The organism is Dethiosulfatibacter aminovorans DSM 17477 (genome assembly GCF_900142005.1).
In the GTDB taxonomy this organism is placed as follows: Bacteria; Bacillota; Clostridia; order Tissierellales; family Dethiosulfatibacteraceae; genus Dethiosulfatibacter; species Dethiosulfatibacter aminovorans.
The window spans coordinates 168,674-189,738 of sequence record NZ_FQZL01000005.1 but is presented as its reverse complement, the minus strand read 5'-3'; the positions used below and the strand labels follow the sequence as shown (position 1 = coordinate 189,738).

The 21,065-nt window shown below is 41.8% G+C and carries 16 protein-coding genes; 8 read left to right on the top strand and 8 right to left on the bottom strand.

Translation table 11 applies throughout. The features are described 5' to 3' along the window. Positions 1-6: 6 nt before the first annotated feature. From BUB05_RS02580 to BUB05_RS02560, 5 genes are all read right to left on the bottom strand, one after another. On the bottom strand, positions 7-1,575 hold the full coding sequence (locus BUB05_RS02580) for an acyl CoA:acetate/3-ketoacid CoA transferase (RefSeq protein WP_073046675.1): 1,569 nt from the start codon (positions 1,573-1,575) through the stop codon (positions 7-9). Positions 1,576-1,599: 24 nt separating this feature from the next. Continuing rightward, positions 1,600-2,388 carry an enoyl-CoA hydratase/isomerase family protein gene (locus BUB05_RS02575; RefSeq protein ID WP_073046671.1) on the bottom strand — a complete coding sequence of 263 codons (789 nt, stop codon included), beginning with the start codon at positions 2,386-2,388 and terminating at the stop codon, positions 1,600-1,602. A 13-nt stretch (positions 2,389-2,401) separates the two neighbouring features. Next, positions 2,402-3,256: a 3-hydroxyacyl-CoA dehydrogenase family protein gene (locus BUB05_RS02570; protein WP_073046668.1), complete on the bottom strand. Its 855-nt coding sequence runs from the start codon at positions 3,254-3,256 to the stop codon at positions 2,402-2,404. A 59-nt stretch (positions 3,257-3,315) separates the two neighbouring features. Then, positions 3,316-4,851, bottom strand: coding sequence for a 4-hydroxyphenylacetate 3-hydroxylase family protein (locus tag BUB05_RS02565; RefSeq protein WP_073046665.1), 1,536 nt, complete (start codon positions 4,849-4,851; stop codon positions 3,316-3,318). Positions 4,852-5,088: 237 nt separating this feature from the next. After that, on the bottom strand, positions 5,089-6,483 hold the full coding sequence (locus tag BUB05_RS02560; protein WP_073046662.1) for a sigma-54 interaction domain-containing protein: 1,395 nt from the start codon (positions 6,481-6,483) through the stop codon (positions 5,089-5,091). Positions 6,484-6,628: 145 nt separating this feature from the next. Between BUB05_RS02560 and BUB05_RS02555 the strand changes: the two genes are divergently transcribed. After that, positions 6,629-7,588, top strand: a complete 960-nt coding sequence (locus BUB05_RS02555) for a 3-hydroxyacyl-CoA dehydrogenase family protein (protein ID WP_073046659.1) — start codon at positions 6,629-6,631, stop codon at positions 7,586-7,588. 12 nt (positions 7,589-7,600) lie between these two features. Continuing rightward, positions 7,601-8,416 carry a beta-keto acid cleavage family enzyme gene (locus tag BUB05_RS02550; protein ID WP_073046656.1) on the top strand — a complete coding sequence of 272 codons (816 nt, stop codon included), beginning with the start codon at positions 7,601-7,603 and terminating at the stop codon, positions 8,414-8,416. Between the two features lie 240 nt (positions 8,417-8,656). Here the strand turns inward: BUB05_RS02550 and BUB05_RS02545 are convergent, their stop codons facing one another. Beyond that, entirely contained in the window at positions 8,657-9,439 is a 783-nt protein-coding gene (locus BUB05_RS02545) for an SDR family NAD(P)-dependent oxidoreductase (RefSeq protein ID WP_073046653.1), read from the bottom strand. Positions 9,440-9,969: 530 nt separating this feature from the next. On the opposite strand from BUB05_RS02545, the gene BUB05_RS02540 reads away from it, so the two are divergent. The 6 genes from BUB05_RS02540 to BUB05_RS02515 all read left to right on the top strand — a co-directional run bounded on the left by BUB05_RS02540 (position 9,970) and on the right by BUB05_RS02515 (position 16,458). Further along, entirely contained in the window at positions 9,970-11,283 is a 1,314-nt protein-coding gene (locus tag BUB05_RS02540) for a GntP family permease (RefSeq protein WP_073046650.1), read from the top strand. Positions 11,284-11,287: 4 nt separating this feature from the next. Further along, entirely contained in the window at positions 11,288-12,247 is a 960-nt protein-coding gene (locus tag BUB05_RS02535; RefSeq protein WP_094762658.1) for an NAD(P)H-dependent flavin oxidoreductase, read from the top strand. Positions 12,248-12,277: 30 nt separating this feature from the next. Then, on the top strand, positions 12,278-13,207 hold the full coding sequence (locus BUB05_RS02530; RefSeq protein WP_073046647.1) for an AEC family transporter: 930 nt from the start codon (positions 12,278-12,280) through the stop codon (positions 13,205-13,207). 299 nt (positions 13,208-13,506) lie between these two features. Beyond that, positions 13,507-14,643 carry an acyl-CoA dehydrogenase family protein gene (locus BUB05_RS02525; protein ID WP_073046644.1) on the top strand — a complete coding sequence of 379 codons (1,137 nt, stop codon included), beginning with the start codon at positions 13,507-13,509 and terminating at the stop codon, positions 14,641-14,643. Positions 14,644-14,652: 9 nt separating this feature from the next. Continuing rightward, a complete protein-coding gene (gene etfB, locus BUB05_RS02520; protein WP_073046641.1) occupies positions 14,653-15,438 on the top strand; it encodes an electron transfer flavoprotein subunit beta in 786 nt (261 codons plus the stop codon). A gap of 15 nt (positions 15,439-15,453) precedes the next feature. Continuing rightward, positions 15,454-16,458 carry an electron transfer flavoprotein subunit alpha/FixB family protein gene (locus tag BUB05_RS02515; protein WP_073046638.1) on the top strand — a complete coding sequence of 335 codons (1,005 nt, stop codon included), beginning with the start codon at positions 15,454-15,456 and terminating at the stop codon, positions 16,456-16,458. A 59-nt stretch (positions 16,459-16,517) separates the two neighbouring features. On the opposite strand, the gene BUB05_RS02510 is transcribed toward BUB05_RS02515, so the two are convergent. After that, a complete protein-coding gene (locus tag BUB05_RS02510; RefSeq protein ID WP_073046634.1) occupies positions 16,518-19,709 on the bottom strand; it encodes an AAA family ATPase in 3,192 nt (1,063 codons plus the stop codon). Beyond that, complete coding sequence (locus tag BUB05_RS02505; RefSeq protein ID WP_073046631.1) at positions 19,706-20,872, bottom strand: exonuclease SbcCD subunit D; 1,167 nt, start codon at positions 20,870-20,872, stop codon at positions 19,706-19,708. The genes BUB05_RS02510 and BUB05_RS02505 overlap by 4 nt, the downstream gene beginning before the upstream one ends. Positions 20,873-21,065 lie beyond the last annotated feature (193 nt).

The following is a 21,065-nucleotide window of genomic DNA, read 5'->3' as shown; positions in this document are numbered from 1 at the left end:
TCTCCTCTATGACTTTTTCTTCATTAATTCGCTCATTTCTCCCCAATTTTCATTAAAGATACTTGAAGGCATTTGCTTCACGTCCTTAATAATAGGTTTAAACATCATGTTGGCGAGAACATCCTTTTCCATATCCACTCCGGGAGCTACTTCAATCAGCTCCCAACCGTCTTCGGTGAGTTTGAAAACTGCTCTTTCAGTTACTATGAGAACTTCTTTTCCATCTTCCAGTGCAAGTTTTCCGTTAAAGGAAACCTGCTCAATCTCATCCTTGAACTTGACGATTTTTCCCTCTTTAAGAATATTAAGTTTTCCATCGGCTATGTCAGCTTCAAGACCTCCACAGAAAATCAATGAGAATACTATCTTCTTTGATCCTCCTGCAACATTGATGAAACCTCCTACTCCGATTCCTCCACCATTCAGCATGCTGGCATTGAGATTACCCTCCGGACTTATCTGCAATGCGCCCAGTCCGGCGAAGTCCAATCCACCGCCATCATAGAAGTCAAACTGATCAGCCATTTCAATAGTTGCATCTGCATTCCAGCAGCATCCGAAATCGTGCTTGTTTGCAGGCATTCCTCCGATACCACCTGCCTCCGTTGTTAGCGTGAACAGATCCAAAACGCCTTCTTCCGCAGCAACAGAAGCTATGGCTTCAGGAATACCTACCCCCAGGTTTACAACATTACCGGGAGTCAATTCCATAGCTGCTCTTCTGGCGATTACTTTCCTTGGGCTAAGCTTTTCCATTGGAAGGCTTTCAAGGGGAACTCTATGTTCGCCGGCAAAGACAGGATTGTAAACCGTTTGTGCTGTCTGCCAGTGGTATTCAGGTTTTGCTACATATATGTAATCGACCATTATGCCCGGAACGATGATATCCTTTGGATTTGTGGATCCTGACTGTATTATGCTTTCAACCTGACATATCACCTTTCCACCGCATGCTCTCGCAGCCTGGGCCATTGCAAGCTGTCCCAGCTTGTATCCTTCCTTATCCATGGATATGTTGCCTTTTTCATCTGCATAGGTTCCTCTTATGAGTCCAATATCCACTTTCGGCAGTTTATACATAAGCCATTCTTCATCATTAAGGTTTATCAAGTCGATTATTGGCTCAGCATCCTTTGCCCTCTGGTTCATTGTACCGCCAAGCTGCCTTGGATCCATCATTGTTCCAAGACCCACTTTAGTGATTACTCCAGGTTTTCTTGCAGCAATATATCTGGGCATTGTTGAAAGAACTCCCTGAGGAAGATTGAATACCTCAGCCTTGTTGTCCCCTGACAGTTTTGTCATGGCAGGTCCGCAACCCATCAAATGACCTCCAACAGCCCTTTTGAGCAATCCTTCACGAGCAATGTGGGCGAATCCCCTTTCTCCTCTGTTTCCTACTGCTGACTGGAAATATATTGTCAAATCTCTAGGATGTCCTTTATCCAAGAAACTCTTTTCAAGTTCCATGACTACTTCTTCAGCGAAACCACCCATTGTTATCCCGGTAGTAAAAATCGTATCCCCGTCCTTGATAATATTACAAACTTCACTAGAATCAATAAATTTAGCCATTTTCACTTTCCTTTCAAATGTTTTTTATCTTTTGTTGCTGTATTCCGGTCTTCTTTTTTCAGTGAAGGCTTTCATTCCTTCCTTTTGATCTTCCGTGGAAAAACAAGATGAAAACAATGCCTTTTCAAATCTTTTTCCAGTATTTATATCATTATCAACTGCATAATTAATGGCAGACTTAGCGAACTGCAGTGCTGAAGCAGGCTTTTGGCATAGTTTTTTTGCATATTTCACAGCCTCTTCCATCACCTCTTCATCAGCAACACACTTTGTCACAAGGCCGATCTCATAAGCTTCCCTGCCCTTGACCATTTTACCTGACATGACCATTTCCTTGGCTTTAACCGCACCTATCATTTTTGTGAGTCTCTGCGTACCGCCGGCACCTGGAATAACTCCAATTCCAACCTCGGGAAGTCCGAACATGGCATTCTCGCCCGCTATCCTGAAATCGCAGGCAAGTGACAACTCACATCCGCCTCCAAGGGCAGGTCCGTTAACTGCAGCTATTACAGGTATAGGCAATGATTCCAAAGTGTCATTGATAAAATGGGCTTTCTCTGACGTTCTTTCAGCCTCAAACAAATTTGAATCCATCATCTCTTTGATATCAGCCCCTGCAGCAAAAGCCTTTTCGCTTCCAGTAATGATCAGTACTCTTATATCCAAATCTTGTCTTATAATATTGATAGCTTCTATCATATCGTCGTTCAAATCATTACACAATGCATTAAGAGCAGTTGGTCTGTTCAAAGTTATTGTTGCAATATTGTCTTCTTTTTTCAATAAAACATTCTTAAATTCCCCGATCATATTGTTACCGCCTCTATTCGTATTTATAAAAGCCTTCTCCACATTTCATTCCTGTCTTTCCAGCTCTGATCATCTGTTTTAGTATCAATTGGGGTGCATACCCTAAATCATTGAATTCATCTCTGAAATATTCTGAAATAATCACACTAAGGTCTATTCCACCGAAATCGAACATCTGGAAAGGTCCCATTGGATAATTCAGGCCAAGCTTCACTGCAGTATCGATATCTTCCACTGATGCAACACCTTCTTCAAGAAGTCTTGCAGCTTCATTCATATAAGGTATCAAAAGTCTGTTTACTATGAATCCAGGAGAATCCTTCTTGACTTCTACTGGAGTCTTTCCTAGAGAAAGAGAAAACTCAAGAGCCATTTCTATAGTTTTCTTTGAAGAATCCATTCCATATATTACTTCTACAAGTTTCATGACTGGTACTGGATTAAAGAAGTGTATTCCACAGAATCTGTCAGGTCTTCCAGATGCACTTGCTATTTCAGTTACAGACATTGATGATGTGTTTGTTGCAAAAATCGTATCTTCCTTGCATATTCCGTTCAGTTCACTGAAGATGCTTTTTTTGAGGTCCATATTTTCAAGAACTGCCTCTATGATCAAATCCGCATCCTTGAAATCTTCCAGTTTGTCTGTTTTTGTAATCCTGTCGAGAGCATCGTTTTTCTGAATCTCTGTAATTCTTTCTTTCTTGACACTTTTATCAAGAAGCTTTGCCATTTTTGTTACCGATGATTCAACATACTCCATTTTAATATCTCTTAGGATGACGTTGTATCCCTTCATTGCTGCAACCTGGGCTATACCTGTACCCATTGTTCCGGCACCAACGACACCAATGGTTTTAATGTTCATATTATCCTCCTTATTATTACTCGGACGGCATCTAATACCGTCCGAGCATGGAAATTTAATTATACTGGTACCTTAACTTGTTTCTTGAATTTCTCAAGTATCTTTCTAGGTGTTACATATGCTCTGTCGTAAATTGGAATGTCTTTCTCGATACCTGCAAGGTATTTTGCTATTCCCTTAAGCTCTTCAAGGTCGTATCTTGACATCATTGCAACTTCTTCCATCTGTGGAGATCCACCACCATGAAGACCTGCAACTATCATTGCTCCACCAAACTCGGAAATCATCTGGTCTTCAATCATCCTGAAGCATCTGTGCTGGTTCTCTGCTGAAATTTCAGGATTTCTCATGATGTACTTGTGAAGTAAATCTCCAACCCCATCTTTTTCTTGATAATAATCTGCTTCCATAGGCAATGTTGCAATAAGACCACCGGCCAAGTCCGCAAGTATCTTATTCTCATTGTATATTTCCTCTCCTGCAAGCTTTCTTCCTGCATTAGTAAGGATTTCATCAGGGATCCATGTTCCTGAAGGAGACTCTTCAGCCTTAACTGCACTTGCAACACCAGCTGCATATACAAGCTCTGCAAGACCGATTATGTGTGCAAGCTTACCTTTAACGTGGTCAGCTTTTGCGATTCCATTGTACTCTGCCACTAGAGCTGCCTGACTTGCTATAACCTCAGAAGTCGCAGGCTTACATCCTGTATATGAATGTCTGTGGAAGTGAGCGAACATCAATGCAAGGAATCCAGCATAAGGTGTACATCTTGGGTCAGCTTGTCCATTCATGAATACTCTGTCGTTTGGAATGAATACGTCATCGAAAATTGTAAGTGACTCCATATCTCCAACCTTGTTTATAGGAGCATCAATGTGCTTTCTCTTATGTCTTACTCCTGGAAGTGCAGCAAGCTTTACTCCAGGCCAGTCTGCAGGTATTGCAAAAGATACTGCATAAGCTGCGTCTTTAGGACCCATGAAACGAGTTGGTGTAACGATTATTTCATCTACGTATGGAGCTGCAGAGTTACAAGATTTCGCTCCTCTTACTATGATTCCATCTTCTCTTGTTTCAACTACTCTCAAGTACATGTCAGGATCAGCCTGGTCTGAAGGTCTCTTGAGTCTGTCACCTTTTACGTCTGTCTGTGCACAGTTTGCAACTATATCGTTTTCCTGAGACCATGCAAGGTATTTCTCGAATCTTTTGTGGAAATCTGTTCCAAGAGCATCGTCCATTTCATATGTAACTACTGAAAGAGCGTTTAGTGCGTCGATTCCCATACATCTCTGGATACATCCTCCAACTCTGTGAGAAAGAAGCTTTGTCATTTTCTGCTTGTTGAACAAGTCCTCTCTTGAATGGTGAATGTGTGTAAATCTGTTGATTGTCTCTCCAGTAAGGTGTGATGTAGCTGTACAGAACTCCTTGTATCTGTCATCATGAGCACAATCAAATGTCTGTCTCATAACATACATTCCAGGTTCCATCCTTGGATCAGACCTGTCTACCACCTCTCCACCTATATAAATATTGGGTTTCATTTTTAATAGTCTTTCTTTGTACTGTTCAAATGTACCTACTGCCATTTTGGTTCCTCCTAATGTTTTTTTATTTGCAAATAAACAGTGCAAATAGCGTGCCAACATTATAAAAAAATTACATTTTCTTTGAAAACCGCCTTTTTTGAAGGTTTTCACGCCATCCCGTCAACTGGTCAAAAAAATGATTAAAACCCAACACTCAATTCTGTATATATTGTATACAGTTTGAAGGCATAAAAAAAAGTGGCGATGTATACTTAGTATACATCGCCACTTTTTTTCCTACATCAATCCATATTTTTCCAGTTTTGAATAAAAAGCTCTCCTGGATATTCCCAGTTCCTCGATGACCTTGCTCTTATTGTTGTTGTTTCTTAAGAGAGATCCCGCTATCAGTTCCTTCTCCAATACTTCTATATTGAGTTTCAAGTTGTACTTGTCACTGTCTTTTTTCCTGCTGTTGCTGGCTGGAGCAATATAAGCCGGTAGGTGTCTTGCCTTTATCATGTTTCCATCCCTTATTATATTGGCATGTTCCAGTGCGTTATTCAGTTCCCTTATATTTCCGGGCCAGTCATAGTTCTGAACTATCATCATTGTATCGGAAGCCAAATATACATCATCTCCGCTTTTGGCATTCAGCCTTTTAAGTATTGAACGGGCCAGCAATATTATGTCATCCTTCCTTTCCCTTAGAGGAGGCAGGAACAGGGGCACCACATTCAGTCGGTAGTAGAGGTCGCTTCTGAAGGTCCCTTCCGCTATCATCTTTTCCAGGTCCCTGTGGGTTGCCGCTATTACCCTGACATCAAGCTTGATGGTCTTGTTTCCTCCGACCCTTTCCAGTTCCTTTTCCTGAAGCACTCTCAATATCTTTGCCTGCATGGCCAGATTCATGTCTCCAATTTCATCCAGAAATATGGTTCCTCCCTGGGCAAGTTCAAACTTGCCCATCTTGCCGCCTTTCTTGGCACCGGTGAAAGCTCCCTCCTCATATCCCATAAGTTCGCTTTCCAGCAAATTCTCAGGTATAGACGCGCAATTCACCTTGATGAAAGGCTGATTTCTTCTGTTGCTGTCATTGCAGATTGCCCTTGCCAGCACTTCCTTACCCACTCCGCTCTCGCCTCTTATTAGTACCGTGGTGTCTGTTTTCGCCACCTTGGATGCAAGAAAAAGAACTTCCTTTGTTTTTTCATTTGCGCATATATATTCATCGAAGCACTGGGAAAGATGCTCCTTGTCAAGCTGCTTCTTGTAATACTTGACTATCTCTCTTTCCCTGCTCAGTTCTTCAGTCAGTCTCGATACCTCTGAAACATCGTTGAAAATCGAAACGGCTCCCATAAGCTCCTCATCCTTATATATAGGGAAAGACAGGCCTACAACATAAACATCAGTATTCGGTATCTGTTCAACAATATTGTGGGATGCTTTCCCCATTCTCATTACCTCTATCGCCGTCGCTTCTGGATTGATATTACAAAGCTTCTTGCCGATAGCCTTTTCAGCAGGAAAGCCAAGAATATCCTCATATGCCTTGTTTACATATACAATAGCTGTATCAGCATCATTTATCACCACAATATCTGAAATATTATCCAGAATGTCAAGTAAAAACCCGTCATCCCATTTATTTATAAATTCCCTTGTCACTTCGTGATATCTTCTCTGCATAACGTTATCTCCAGTTCAAGTATTTTAAATAAATATTATCACAATTGAATAATTTGTCAAATCATCGTTTCGATTTTTGGCTTTTATTCTGCTCGCTCAAATATTGGCATATATCTTGCATCTAATCATAGTACGAGGTGATAAAATGAGTGATAAAACAAACAAAATTACATGTATTGGTAGTGGAACAATAGGGTCCGGATGGGCGACGGCCTTCCTGATGAAAAACTGCAATGTATGCCTTTATGATGTTTCTCCAGAACAGCTTGAATCATCAAAGAAACTTATTCTCAGCAACCTGAAACTCCTTGAGGACAAACAAGTCTTCGAGAACCGCTCAATGGGGGAAATATTTGAAAACATAACATTTACTACAGATTTTGAAGAAGCCGTCAAGGATTCCCGGTTCATACAGGAATCAGGACCCGAAAATTATGAAATCAAAAAAAGAATATTGGCGGATGTAGATCTTTATGCTCCGGAAGATGCAATTTTTGCCAGCAGCACGTCGGGACTTCTCATTACAAAAATTGCAGAAGATTCATCACATCCCGAAAGATGTATAGGTGCACACCCCTATAATCCCCCTCATCTCATACCCCTTGTTGAAATTACAAAGGGCGAAAAAACTTCCCGGGATATTGTAGACAAGGCTTTCTCCTTCTATACTTCAATAGGCAAGGAACCCGTCATGCTAAACAAGGAGTCACTGGGCTTCATCGGAAATCGTTTATCCTTCGCTTTGTACAGGGAGCTTATCACAATGGTCATCAACGACTGCTGCTCTGTAGAGGACATCGACAAGGTTGTAACCTATGGCATCGGAATGCGCTGGGCCATACTGGGGCCTGCCATGCTCTATGACCTGGGAGCCGGCGATGCGGGGATAAGGGGAATGTCGAAGCTTGACACCACATTGAACATGGTTTTCAAGGACCTATCAAATCTTAATCACATGCCGAAGGTCTGGTATGACGTTGCCGAAAAAGGACTGGAGTCGGAGAAGGAGAATTTCCCCGATTTCATCGGGAAAACAAGACCTGAAATAGCTAAATTCAGAGACAATATGCTTGTAGAAGTATTGAAACTTCATAAAAAAATATAGGAGAATAAAGATATGGATAAAGTAATACTGACAGTTGCAACAACAGGATCATGGGGCTCAAAGAACGATTCGCCCTATATACCTCTAAGTCCTGAGGAAATTGCCGAGGAAGTGGTTAACTGCTCTATGGCAGGAGCGTCACTGGCTCATATTCACGCACGGGACGAAAACGGAAATGAATCCCTTTCAACAGATATATTCTCCGATATAGTTGGAAGGATAAAGGAAAAAAATGATGATTTGATACTCAATATGACTACTGCCGGACCTCCTCCTCACGAAAACAGAATGATTCCTATCAAGGCTATTAAGCCGGAAATGGCCTCCTTTGACTGTGGAAGTATGAACTGGCTCCATAAGCATGTTTTTGTAAATTCACCTGAATTCCTTGAAAACCTGGGAATGTGCATGCAAAAAAACAACATCAAGCCCGAGGTAGAAATTTTTGATTCAGGGATGATGTACAATGCACTACATTATATCAAAAGAGGAATACTTAAATCACCTGTTCATTTCCAGTTTGTATTGGGTGCGCCAGGAGGAATGAAAGCTACGGTGAAAAACCTTTTATTCCTTCAGGAAATGCTTCCTGAAAATTCAACCTGGAGTGCATTCGGAATAGGAAAGGACCATCTTAAAATCATGTATGCCTCCCTGGCTCTTGGTGCAACAGGCATACGAGTGGGTATGGAAGACAATCTTTATTACGAAAAAGGTATACTGGCCAAATCCAATGTTGAATTTGTTGAAAGAGCTGTAAGGGTAATAGAAGAATTTGGAAAGAAACCCGCAACACCTTCGGAAGCAAGGGAAATACTAAATCTATAATCTTTTTATCCACACGAAAAGGGGCTGTCTCATGACCGGAAAACAATCCGTTGATGAGCAGCCCTTTCTTTCTGTAATCTGTTCTGTACCAAGTGTCTAATTCCCGATCTTGTTCAACGTTCAAATATATACAAGTTTACAATTCAGTTATAATGCTGACAAGCTCAAAATCTTCCACCAGGGGGGGCGGAAGATTTTGTTCGTTGTCTAGTATGTGTTTTGTTGAGTTATATGTTTCTCTTAGTTGCAGGTAGTTCCCATGTCGGCAGCAACTATGGCACCGGTCATGATGCTTGATGCGTCAGATGCAAGGAAGGTAACTACTGCAGCAATTTCTTCGATTGTTCCAAGTCTCTTAAGAGCTGTCTTGCTGAGTATCTGGTCTCTTACCTTTGGTATCTCAAGAGGTTTCTTGTTGATTGATGTAGGTACATATCCGGGGCAAACTGTGTTGGCTGTAATCCCGTATCTTCCCCATTCCATAGCCATTGTCTTTGAAAGGCTTACAACACCGGCTTTTGACGCACAGTATGCAGCGATATTCTTAGTTCCCACAAGACCGCCTGCAGAAGATATGTTTATTATTCTTCCACCGTCTCCCTGCTTTATCATTTCCTTGGCTGCAGCTGCTGCTCCGAAGAATACTCCCTTTAGGTTTGTATCAAGAACTGTATCCCACTCGTCTTCAGACATTTCTATTACTTTCTTTGTTATACCCATTCCTGCATTGTTTACCATGATGTCTACTCTGCCGAATTCTTCTACAGTCTTCTTCACAAGTTCGTCAAGCTCTTCCTTGACTATAACGTCACACTGCACGCCTAAAGCCTTCTTTCCTGTCTTCTTGATTTCTTCTGCCACTTCATCACAGTCCGCCTGATTTCTGCTTGATACTACTACATCAGCACCAAAGTGCGAAAGAACCATGGACATGCCGTATCCCAATCCCTTTGTTCCGCCTGTTACGATTGCTACCTTTCCTGTAAGATCAAATGTTGGCATTGTCAATTTTTCATTTCCCATTGTTATTCCTCCTATGATTTTATTTAACTTTTTGTTATGTATCTAATAGTGTATACTATTCTTAACATAATAATTTTATAAGCAAATATCATACCAATTTCTTCAAAACATCCAAATCTTATATACTATTTTGCAATCGCTTCCCTATTTAATAGCTTATTGGCTATTTCCCCGTCTCAAAAGAATATCTGTTTATATTTTAAATACTTTTCAATTTGAAGGAAAGCTTAAGGCAAATCATGTATACATTGTATACATATACGTCATTTATCAGGTCGTTATTTGTATATAAATAAAACAACTTCAGGCACTTTAATTAACAGCTGTTTTTTCAATATAAAAAAACGTTTGCTAAAATACACATATTCAAGCAAAAAAATGGTTATTTAATCTTTTTTGTGGTTTTTGGCACATATATTGCTTTATATATTTCCATATGAAAGCAATTGCAACTAGTAATGCTAAATACTGCACCGAAGGGGGAATATCTGAATTGCTTTTTAAACTAATCTAATGGAGGTATTTATTTTATGTTAGGAGTAATAGGCGTATTATTTTCACTAGCTTTGATCATGGTTATTGTTTACAAAGGATTTGGCGTAATACCGGCATCCATAATATGTTCTCTTGTAGTAATCCTCACTACCGGTGGAGAAATATGGCCAATGCTGAGCGGAGGATTCCTTGCAGGAACAACCGGTTTCATTGCAAAATACTTTTTTCTTCTTTCCACTGGAGCTTTCCTAGGTCAAGCTCTTGGTGACAGCGGTTCAGCAAAGGCAATCGGTAATTTCCTGATTGACAAACTCGGAGCCGACAAGGTTCTTCTCATAACAACCTTGACAACTGCAATACTAAGCTACGGTGGTGTTAGCTTGTTCGTTCAAACCTTTACTGTAATACCACTTGTTCTTGGAATATACAAGGAAGCAAACATACCAAAAAGGTTCATGGTAGGATCATTTGTTCTTGGTAACGGAACCTTCGCCATGACTGCCCTTCCAGGTTTGCCTTCACTTCCGAACCTGATTCCTACAACCTATCTTGGTACAACTCCAATGGCAGCACCGATAATGGGTATTATCTGTGCAGTATTCATGTTTGCAGCAGGTCAGTTATACCTTGCAAGAGAATTGAAAAAATGTCGCGAAAGAGGAGAAGGATTCAAAATCAACATGGCTACAGACGAAAAATTCCTTGCCATTACTGATGAAAAAGAACTTCCATCAGCAGCAAAGTCTTTTGTACCTTTGATAGTAGTACTCGTATTGATTGTTGCTTTTTCAGGACAGTTTGAAGACAAGAACTTTGGTGTCAGCATAATGCTTATTATAGGCGCTCTGTTAACCCTTGCACTGAACTGGAGTAACATACCAAATAAAATGAACACTATGAACGAGGGATTCAAGGTTGCGCTTATTCCATTATTGAACACTGCAGCGCTTGTAGGATTTGGTACTGTTGTATCACAATCTTCTGCATTCCAAACTTTCGTTGATTTTGCAATGGGTCTTCAGTTCAGCCCATATATTTCTGCAGCACTAGCTACAAACATAGTTGCAGGTATCACCGGTTCGGCATCAGGAGGACTTGCAATATTCATGAAAACTCTTGGTCAGCAATACCTTGATATGGGACTTAATGCTGAGGCATTCCACAGGATTTCGGCAATTGCATGTGGCGGACTTGACTCTCTTCCTCACAACGGTGCCGTTGTTACCATGTTCATGCTCATGGGAACTACACATAAGGAAAGCTATAAGTATGTATTTGTAATCATGTGTGCAATTCCTTTGATAACAACAGTACTTGCAATAGCATTGGGAACCATAGGCATAATTTAACCTCATGAACAAAATGAAAAAAAACGACACAAGAATCACAAGGATGCTGAATGTGGAATATCCTCTTCTATGCGGCGGACTGTACGGGCTTTCGGAATCGAAGCTCGTATCGTCAATCTGCAACGCGGGAGGATATGCATTCCTCTCCTCAAGCCACCTTAATTCGAAGGAATTGCTAAAAAAAGAAATTCGCAAGACAAGAGCATTAACAGATAAACCCTTTGGTGTAAATCTGTCCCTTTTGAAGGAATCAAAAAGCAATCTTGTCAACGAATATATTGATGCTGTAATCGAGGAAAATATCCCCGTAGTCGAAACCGCAGGGAACAATCCTGAAGATTACATCAAAAAATTGAAAGAAAACGGAATCAAGGTTTTACACAAAGTCGTATCTCCACGACATGCCTTAAAAGCCGAAAAATTCGGAGCGGACGCCATAATCCTGGTAGGATATTCGGCAGGAGGACATCCCGGAATGGACGAAGTGGGACTGTTTGTCAATCTGGTGGAAACCTTGAATTGCGTACAAGTGCCTGTAATTGCAGCAGGGGGAATATGCAGCGGCCGGGGAATGGCAGCAGCGATGTCTGCAGGAGCGGAAGCAGTACTAATGGGAACTGCCTTTTCTGTAACTAAGGAATCCCATTACCACGAAAACATAAAAAACAAAATAATCGAATCCAGTTCAACAGATACTGTAGTTATTTTCAAGTCAATAAGGAACGCGTTCAGATGCGTCAGGAACAAGATGACCGAAAAAATACTTGAACTGGAAGAAAACAATGCATCTCCCGAAGAGCTTCTGGTTCATCTTAAGAATTTTGATGCCAAAGAAAGCTATTTGGCAGGCGATGCAGAAAACATCTTCATACCTGCAGGTCAGGCCATCGGACTAATAGACAGCATCAAAAGCTGCAGGGAGCTAATAGAAAATACAATGGAAGAATACAAGGCTTGCATCTAGCTGCCTTGTCTCTTTATAAAGGAGGATAAATTGAACGAAGCGTTAATAGTTTTGGAACAGGTTTTTATATTGATATTGCTTATGTTTATAGGTTTTGCCTCGATCAAGCTTAAGATAATGGAACTTGACTGGTATGTAGGAGTAGGAAAATTCACAATATATGTTGCTCTTCCCGCACTCATCTTCAAGGTCATCACCACCTTAGGCGGTAGATCAGTTCTTTTGGAAGGCAAGATGGCAGTTGTCATATCAGTGGTTGTAATATTCATTAACTTTGCCATAGGAAAATTTGTAGGTAAGATAAGCAAACTGGAAGGCCCTACCCTCGATACCCACCAGAGTGCAACAGCCATGGGAAATCTTGGATATATAGGAATACCAATGATTGCCGCACTTTACAGCAATATGGGACTTGTAGTCGTAGCAATCTACATGATATTCGATTTGATGTTCAACTGGACAATGGGAATTAACTTCATGGATCAGAACAAGAACCAGACAAGGGAAGAGTTGATGAGGAGCCTCATCACACCACTTAATGTTACACTTGTGATATCCCTCGTATTCCTTATGCTCAACATTACTCCATCCGGGACTGTATTCGAAGTCATATCAGGACTTGGAGCAACAACCAAGTATCTGTCAATCGCTTACCTGGGTGCAATGCTAACTGTTGTTGACTTCAGCGGATCACACAAGCAGCTTTCACTTTATACCCACGCTGCCATAAAACTCATAGCATTTCCTGTTTTGATATATGTTGTTGCAGTACAGTTTGTGGACCCGGTCATAGCAAAGACATTCGCTATAATAATGGCACTCCCAACAATGCCATCCTTCCCAATATTTGCAACACTTAAGGGCGGAGACCATCATTATGCTGTAAAGATAACATTTGTAGGAACACTTACATCACTTGTAACAATACCTGTAGTAACATGGATAATGGCATATATTTAACAAAAACAAAGAAGTCTTTTCCCGGCTGATGATTATTTCAGCTGAGGGGAGATTCTTTTTTTTTTTGCCCAAACCAAGATATATTCCAATGTCCAACTATATATTAAATGAATTTTCACCTTTTTTTGTTTTATATGTATACACAAATATCAGTTAAAACAGGTGATTTGTATCCTTTATATACAATAAACAAGGTATATCAAGGCTTTAAGAATGGCACGCTTCTTGCAATATTAATTGTTAATATAATAACGTTATTATATTAACGTTAAATCAATAACAATTATTAGGAGGATCTTATGTTTGAAAAGAAGCATGAAATGATTAGAAAGCTAGCAAGAGAATTTGCTGAAAATGAAATAGCTCCTCGTGCTCAGGAAATCGACAAAACGGGAGAGTATCCCGCTGACTTGAGGGAAAAACTCATAAAAAGCAAATTCCACTGTGTTACCATACCCGAGGAGTACGGCGGATGCGGAGGAGACTACAAGTCAGCTGCAATCGTTACCGAGGAAATTGCAGCAAAATGCGGTTCTTCCGTAACACAGATAATGCCCAACTCCCTTTCAGGTGGCCCCTTGATATATTTCGGCAACCATGAGCAAAAAAAGAAATACCTGCAGGGAATGGCGGAAGGTAGTCTTATAGGAGCCTTTGGAATTACTGAACCAGGTGCTGGTTCAGATGCATCGTCCATCGATACAGTTGCTGAGAAGGATGGAGACGACTATATACTTAACGGTAGAAAGTGTTTTATAACAAACGGACCCATCTGCGATTTCATAACTGTTTTCGCTAAAACAGATACAAAGGCCAAAGGAGTAAGCGGAATAAGTGCCTTCATAGTTGAAGCCGACTGGAACGGTTTTTCAAGAGGAAAGAATGAAGACAAACTAGGAATCAAGGGATCCAAAACCAGTGACATCATTCTTGAAAATGTAAGGGTTCCGAAGGAAAACCTTCTCGGAAGAGAAGGACAAGGATTCAAGATATGCATGGGAGTACTTGATTCAGGCCGTATAACCGTTGCTTCCCAGGGACTTGGTCTGGCACAGGGAGCTCTTGACGAAGCTGTTAAGTTCACAAAGGAAAGAATTCAGTTTGGAAAATCAATTGCCAAATTCCAGAACACTCAATTTGAAATTGCAGATATGGCTACAAAGGTACAATGCGGAAGACACCTTGTATTCAATGCAGCACATATGAAGGATAGCGGCCGTTCATACACCAAGGAAGCAGCAATGGCAAAATACTATTGCGGAGAGCTTTGTAATGAGATTTCATACAGATCACTTCAGCTCCACGGAGGATACGGTTTCATCAAGGACTACGACATAGAGAGAATATACAGGGATTCCAGAATTGTATCAATATATGAAGGAACATCAGAAATTCAAAAACTAGTAATATCCGGAATGGTATACGCCGGTAAATAGGAGGTCATTATGAAAATAGTAGTATGCGTTAAGCAGGTACCAAATACAAACGAAGTAAGAATAGATCCTGTAAAGGGAACACTAATCAGGGATGGAGTAGAAAGCATACTCAATCCTGATGATGCAAATGCATTGGAAGAAGCTCTAAGTTTGAAGGACCAGAATGAAGATGTAAAGGTCACAGTAGTATCAATGGGACCTCCACAAGCCAAGGAAGTATTGATTGAATGTCTTGCCAAGGGAGCTGATGAGGCAGTGCTTCTAAGCGACCGTGCCTTTGGTGGAGCTGACAGTTGGGCAACATCAAATACAATTTCAGCAGCCATAAAGAAAATAGCGGACTATGACATCATATTTGCAGGCAGACAGGCAATAGACGGTGATACTGCCCAAGTCGGTCCACAAATTGCTGAAAAACTGGACATACCCCAGGTTACATATGTACAGGATTTCACCCTAGGTAAAGACTCTGTTACAGTTCAAAGACAGCTTGAAGACGGCTACGAACTCATTGAGGTTAAAACGCCAGTCCTGCTTACTACAATCAAGGAACTTAACACTCCTAGATACATGAGTGTAAAAGGTATCCTGGATGCCTATAAAAAAGAAATACCTGTGTGGGGAATCGACGATATAGATGTAGATCCTTCAATCGTAGGTCTTAAGGCATCTCCTACAAAGGTTTTCAAATCCTTTGTTAATCCGCCAAAAGGTGCAGGAATGATGCTTGAAGGAACATCAAAAGAAAAAGTTAATGGTCTTATGGAAAACTTGAAAGACAAACATATAATATGATTTGGGAGGACGGTTATGAGTAATATTAAAGATTATAAAGATGTTTGGGTATTTGCGGAGCAGAGAGGTGGAGTTATAACTCCCGTTGTTCTGGAACTGCTTGGAGAAGGAAAAAAGCTTGCAGAAGAAGCAGGATCAAAATTGTGTGCGGTTCTCATGGGCGAGAATGTCAAGGAAATGTCCGATACATTGATAGCACATGGAGCAGATAAGGTCTATACGGCTGATTCTCCTCTTCTGAAAAACTATACAACCGACGGATATACAAGTATGATGACAGAAATGATTGAAGCCTACAAGCCTGAAATTGTACTTTACGGTGCAACACACATAGGAAGAGCCTTTGCACCAAGGGTTGCAGCAAGGGTAAATACAGGTCTTACTGCAGACTGTACAAAGCTTGAAATAGATCCCGAGGACAAGAAACTTAAACAGACAAGACCTGCATTCGGCGGTAACCTTATGGCTACAATCATATGCCCCGACTCCAGGCCCCAAATGTCAACTGTAAGGCCTGGCGTAATGGAAAAAGCTGAAATGGATTCCACCAGAAAGGGAGAGGTTATCTCTGTGGATGTCAAGCTTGCCGAAAGCGATATTAGAACAAAAATACTTGAAATAGTTAAGAGTAAAAAAGAGCTTGTTTCACTTACAGATGCCGAAGTTATAGTATCAGGAGGAAAGGGTCTTGGAGATCCGTCCGGTTTTGAGCTTCTTAAAGACCTTGCCGACTCCATGGGCGGCGTTGTAGGAGCTTCAAGGGCAGCTGTTGATGCAGGTTGGATAGACCACAGCAACCAGGTAGGTCAGACTGGAACTACAGTCAAGCCCAAGATCTATGTTGCATGTGGAATATCGGGAGCAATCCAGCACGTTGCCGGAATGCATGAAGCGGACACAATCATAGCCATAAACAAGAATCCCAGCGCACCAATTTTCGAACTTTCCGATTATGGAATCGTAGGCGACCTCTACGAGGTTGTACCTATGATGATAGATGCTTTCTCTGCAATAGAATGAGCAAGGCTGTAAAAAAAAGGCTGTATTCCCCCGAGGTACAGCTTTTTTTAGCACCTTGTTTACATCACTACAAACTCCGTTGTGCTTCCCGTATTTGTACTCTTCACCTCAAGCCTTGTGTCAATTCTCTCTTTTAGCTCCTGTACGTGGGATATGATACCAACGAGACGCCCAGACTCCTGAAGATCGATGAGACAGCTGATGGCATTGTCCAGGGACTCCTGGTCAAGAGTCCCGAATCCCTCATCAATGAACATAGTGTCCAGCTGGACGCCTCCCGCATATGACTGCACCACATCAGAAAGCCCAAGAGCCATTGATAGGGATGCCTTGAATCCTTCCCCTCCGGAAAGGGTCTTGACATGTCTCGATTTGCCAGTATAGTTGTCGAACACTTCCAGCTCGAGACCACTTTGCTTGTTCTTCCTTTCCAGTTCCTCGGTCCTCGAAAGTACAAATCTGCCCTGGCTCATCTTTCTGAGCCTTATATTGGCTGCTTTCAGAATGTCATCAAGAAATGCCGCCAGTACATACCTTTCAAAGGTAATCATTCCCTTGTTCCTTCCCTGGGCTATAGCGGCAAGGTTCCCAAGGACCTTGTACCTGTTCTCCCTGTCCCCGATTTCTTCCTTTATCTTTTTAATGCTCTCAACAATCTCCGAATTGTTTGCAGACCGATTCTCAATGGCGCTTCTTGTCTTGATCATCTCATTGATTGCACTTCCGATACTATCTACTGCCTTGTCGAATTCCTCAATGCTGGCCACTTGAAGACCCTTTGTTTCAGCAACAAGCTTTTCATATTGCTGTTTCTGGAAGTGGAGCTCCCTGCGGTGTTCTTCAACGATTTTTCTGTTTATTTCCAATTCATCTGCGGTCATCTTTGAGCTGACATAATCATCAAAAGATAAAAAACCTTCACTTATGATCTTAGCTTTCAGTTCCCTGCCTGCCTTTTCACTCTTTTCACAGGAACTTTTTTCTTCATTTCTCAGCTGTTCAAGACTGGCCTTCACTCCGGCAAAGGACACCTTTGCAGACTCAAGGTTCCTTCTTGCACTTTCGTAGCTTTCTTCCACCCTTCTCTTGATTGTTGCCACTTCGTTCATTTTTGTAATAAGACTTTTTACGCTTCGCAGTTCTTCAGGAACTTCAGTATAGATTGCCTCAAGCTTCGTCTTCTCACGAGACAATTTACCGGCTGATTCGAGCTGTGTTGCAGTGAGGCTTTCTATCTCCTTGTCCAAATCCTCAATGTTCTTCCTGGAAGCCTTGATTTTTCCCTCCAGCTCATTGCCTTCATCCGCAAGTGCTTTCATCTTCTTTCCTTCACCTGCTATATCATCAAGCTTCATCCTGCAATTCTCCATTATGGCCGGCATATCCTCCTTACTTAGAGCCTCAAGATACTTCATGTCCCTTAACTTTCCGTCATCAGTCGATTCCGAATAGCAAACCAGCTCATTGAAAAGAATTTTTCTGTCTTCCGATATCTTTTTCAGCTTTTCTTCCGATACCGCCACCTTTCTAGCTGCATCATTCACCTTCTTATCCTGCTTTTTGACATCTTCTTCCAGCTCGTTTATCCTGTCTTCAGATATGGACTCACCTGAAATTAATGCAGGCGAAGGATGGTCAAGTGACCCGCATACGGGGCATGGCTTTCCTTCTTCAAGTTCCGCAGCCAGAAGGGCAGCCTGGTTTCTAAGGAAAACAAGCTTGCTTGACTTGTATACCTTGTCCAATGACTGAAGCACCTGCTCTTCTTTTTCCACAGTTTTCCTGTATTTTTCCAAGTCTGTCCACACCTTGTCCCATTCCTGGAAATTCAAATGTATTTTTTCAAGATTCTTCCTCTTTTCTTCCCACTGCTTGTATTCACTTCTCAACCTGACCTGGGCGGTCTTTGCCTCACCTGATTTTTTCAGTCTTTCCTCATATCCACCAAGGTTTTTCCTGGTTTTATCAAGATTGAGCAAAGAGGTTTCCTTCTTCTTATGCTGAATCTCTGCATCCTTCCCCATCTGTTCAACAGACCTGCTGACAGCTTCAATCCTGCTTACCTTGTCTTCCAAAGCTTTAAGGGAACGGAGCTTTTCTACAAGTTTCTCCCTCATTGCCCTGCTTTCAGAAGAATCCTCCTTGCCGAATACAGCCTCTGCTTTTTCAAGAATTCCTTTTGCTTCTAAAAGTTCTTTTTCCTTCTTCTTTCCCTTCTCTATTATCCCGTCAAGTTCCTTCTGTCTTTCATCGCGGTTCTTTTCATGCTGAAGTATGAGGGCAGCCTTCTCCCCCTTCATTATCCTTTCCTTAAGGTCCTTGATTTCTGCCGACCTTTCCTCAAGTTTGCCTACTTCCTCAGCTGTACTGTCCTTCAGCTTCAGCTTTTCATTGTCACTTTTTGCCTTTTCCCTCTTGGATACAAGGTCCTCTTTCTCCTTGTTTTTGCCTTCAATCTTAAGAGACATGTCTCTTTTCAAACCTTCGTCCCTTTTTATCAATTCAAGAGTCCTGAGAATAATTTCGTCCATGTTCTTGCTGGCCGAAGCAACAAGTTCTTCAAGGACCTCGTCTTCTCCGCAATCTATTTTTGCAGCTTCATAGTTCCTCAACCTTTCCTTGTCCTCTATGTCCCTGTGCAGCGCCTTTGATTTCATATCCAGATTCATCTGCATCAGGTTGTAGAGCCTCGTATCGAAGAGCTTCCTGAGGACCTTTTCCCTGTCCTGGCTGTCAGAGTTGAGCATCTGCCTGAACTCACCCTGGGGTATCATCATTATCTGCCTGAACTGGTCGGCATTTATTCCCATGAGTGATTCTATCTTTTCATTGACCCTGCTGACTCCCGTCATAACTTTTCTTCCTTGACCCTGGCCTATGAGAAGCTCCGCCTCTGGCTTCTGCTCCGTAAACCCTTCCCCCCTGGACTTGGGTTTATTCTGTTTCGGTATCCTCTTCACACTGTATCTTGTTCCCTTAAGCTCGAAATCAAGCTCCACCTCTGTAAGGAGGTCGTCCCTTGAATACTGGCTTCTCAAACTTTCAGCCGACCTTCCGCTCTTTCCTCCGCCGCTGCTTCCACTTGCCTCCCCGTACATCGCAAAGCTTATGGCATCGAATATGGTTGTTTTCCCGGAACCCGTAGGTCCCGTAACAAGGAAGAGATTTCTTCCGTTGAGCTCCTGAAAATCCACAGTCTCTATTTCACCGTAGGGTCCGAATGCTGTCATCCTTAACTTTAATGGTCTCATACTTCCCTTCCCTTTCTTCCTATTTCATCGAATATGTCCACCACTATTCCCTTCTTGCCTTCATCGAATTCTTCACCTGACAAGTTCTCGTAAAACTCTCCAAAAAGCTCCACAGGATTCTTCCGTGAAAACTCGTCTCCTGCAGAAGTCCTGTCCTCACCGGCTTCCCTGTCAAACTGTTCCCTCTCAAGTCGCAATATATTGGGATAGACAGACCTAAGCCTACCTATGGGATCCAAGAGTTCTCCCTTGTCTGTTAGACTTGCCATTATGTAGTCGTCGGTATTTCCCAGGGAATATATTTCTCTGTCCATGAGGCTGTTCAGGTCTCCCTTGATTATCCTCAAGTCCCTGAGTGGCTCCAGCTCCCTAAGTTCATATTCTACATTCCCATCTCCATCCATATCCACTATGGTTATGGATTTCCTCTGCCTCGCCTCAGAGAAGGAATACTTCAAAAGGGATCCGGAATACCTTATCTTCTCATTTTTCACCTTCTGCGGCCTGTGGAGGTGGCCCAGGGCAACATAGTCAAAGGGATCATAGTAGTCGACATTGACATATTCGGACCCTCCTATGGACAACGGCCTTTCAGACTCGCTTGTCTCCGGAGCTTCCGTACCCATAAGAAAGGCATGGGATATGCACACATTCCTTGAATTGCCATCCATCTTGTCCACAATCCTTCCAAGAACCATCTTCATTGCATCATCATGGGTCTTGATTTCTCCTTCCCCATAAAGTTCCCTTACAACTGCAGGCTCTGCAAATGGCACTGGATAGAAATCCACAGTCCCATATTCATCCTCCACCTTCACAGGGATTATTTCCCTGGAAATATTTCCCCTTATATGGAGTCCCCTATCCGTAAGTATTTTGCTTGCAAAACCTACCCTGTCAGGGCTGTCGTGGTTACCTGCTATGGCAATTACTGTGATTTCATGCTTCAGTATGATTTCAGAAAGTGTATCGTCAAGAAGTTCCACAGCCTCCACTGGAGGGATGGACCTGTCGTATATGTCTCCTGCAATTATGAGCACCTGCGGCTTTTCAATCTCTATTGTCTCCACCAGCTGCTTAAGCATATGTCTCTGGTCTTCCGTCATATGGACTCCGTGAACGAGCTTTCCAATATGCCAGTCGCCAGTATGTATTATCTTCATATGTCACCTCTATATTCAGACCAGACAGCGGGGCTTGCCCCACTGTCTGATCATAAATTTTTCTCACCAGATAATTATAACACTTTATAGGAGTATTTCGAACAGGTACTTTTCAGTATATTTCGAAAGGTAAAGGCTTTTTTGTTTTTATGCAAAATATTTATGAACATCATAACAAAACCTTTTGGTTCTC

What these genes read in the sequence shown, in the direction of transcription:
- BUB05_RS02580 (WP_073046675.1), bottom strand. Translation starts at nt 1,575, where the DNA reads ATGGCTAAATTTATTGATTCTAGTGAAGTTTGTAATATTATCAAGGAC.
- BUB05_RS02575 (WP_073046671.1), bottom strand. Translation starts at nt 2,388, where the DNA reads ATGATCGGGGAATTTAAGAATGTTTTATTGAAAAAAGAAGACAATATT.
- BUB05_RS02570 (WP_073046668.1), bottom strand. Translation starts at nt 3,256, where the DNA reads ATGAACATTAAAACCATTGGTGTCGTTGGTGCCGGAACAATGGGTACA.
- BUB05_RS02565 (WP_073046665.1), bottom strand. Translation starts at nt 4,851, where the DNA reads ATGGCAGTAGGTACATTTGAACAGTACAAAGAAAGACTATTAAAAATG.
- BUB05_RS02560 (WP_073046662.1), bottom strand. Translation starts at nt 6,483, where the DNA reads ATGCAGAGAAGATATCACGAAGTGACAAGGGAATTTATAAATAAATGG.
- BUB05_RS02555 (WP_073046659.1), top strand. Translation starts at nt 6,629, where the DNA reads ATGAGTGATAAAACAAACAAAATTACATGTATTGGTAGTGGAACAATA.
- BUB05_RS02550 (WP_073046656.1), top strand. Translation starts at nt 7,601, where the DNA reads ATGGATAAAGTAATACTGACAGTTGCAACAACAGGATCATGGGGCTCA.
- BUB05_RS02545 (WP_073046653.1), bottom strand. Translation starts at nt 9,439, where the DNA reads ATGGGAAATGAAAAATTGACAATGCCAACATTTGATCTTACAGGAAAG.
- BUB05_RS02540 (WP_073046650.1), top strand. Translation starts at nt 9,970, where the DNA reads ATGTTAGGAGTAATAGGCGTATTATTTTCACTAGCTTTGATCATGGTT.
- BUB05_RS02535 (WP_094762658.1), top strand. Translation starts at nt 11,288, where the DNA reads ATGAACAAAATGAAAAAAAACGACACAAGAATCACAAGGATGCTGAAT.
- BUB05_RS02525 (WP_073046644.1), top strand. Translation starts at nt 13,507, where the DNA reads ATGTTTGAAAAGAAGCATGAAATGATTAGAAAGCTAGCAAGAGAATTT.
- etfB (WP_073046641.1), top strand. Translation starts at nt 14,653, where the DNA reads ATGAAAATAGTAGTATGCGTTAAGCAGGTACCAAATACAAACGAAGTA.
- BUB05_RS02515 (WP_073046638.1), top strand. Translation starts at nt 15,454, where the DNA reads ATGAGTAATATTAAAGATTATAAAGATGTTTGGGTATTTGCGGAGCAG.
- BUB05_RS02510 (WP_073046634.1), bottom strand. Translation starts at nt 19,709, where the DNA reads ATGAGACCATTAAAGTTAAGGATGACAGCATTCGGACCCTACGGTGAA.
- BUB05_RS02505 (WP_073046631.1), bottom strand. Translation starts at nt 20,872, where the DNA reads ATGAAGATAATACATACTGGCGACTGGCATATTGGAAAGCTCGTTCAC.